The organism is Neobacillus niacini (assembly GCF_000759675.1).
In the GTDB taxonomy this organism is placed as follows: domain Bacteria; phylum Bacillota; class Bacilli; order Bacillales; family Cytobacillaceae; genus Neobacillus; species Neobacillus niacini_A.
Window position 1 is genome coordinate 1 of record NZ_BAWM01000135.1, and the last position, 407, is coordinate 407.

Annotated in this window: 2 tRNA genes and 1 rRNA gene; all 3 read left to right on the forward strand. The window is 46.2% G+C overall.

Going from position 1 to position 407, the window contains the following annotated elements:
• A 16S ribosomal RNA gene (locus TR08_RS24980) occupies positions 1 to 64 on the forward strand; the annotation flags it as partial.
• 98 nt (positions 65 to 162) lie between these two features.
• Positions 163 to 239, forward strand: a tRNA-Ile gene (locus TR08_RS24985).
• Positions 240 to 248: 9 nt separating this feature from the next.
• Positions 249 to 324: transfer RNA gene (locus TR08_RS24990), tRNA-Ala, on the forward strand.
• Positions 325 to 407: the final 83 nt, after the last annotated feature.

The following is a 407-nucleotide window of genomic DNA, read 5'->3' on the forward strand; positions in this document are numbered from 1 at the left end:
GATGATTGGGGTGAAGTCGTAACAAGGTAGCCGTATCGGAAGGTGCGGCTGGATCACCTCCTTTCTAAGGATAATGCAGTCCTTACGGACTGATAATAAGTTGACTGTTACTTGTTTGTTTAGTTTTGAGGGATTAATTCTCTCTTATATATTTCGTTGTGAGGGCCTATAGCTCAGCTGGTTAGAGCGCACGCCTGATAAGCGTGAGGTCGATGGTTCGAGTCCATTTAGGCCCACCATCTCATAACGGGGCCTTAGCTCAGCTGGGAGAGCGCCTGCTTTGCACGCAGGAGGTCAGCGGTTCGATCCCGCTAGGCTCCACCAAATTCGTTCTTTGAAAACTAGATAATCGTAAGAAGAAGTCAAAGTAAAACCGAGAATCGCCATTTTAGTTTTTCTCTCTTATT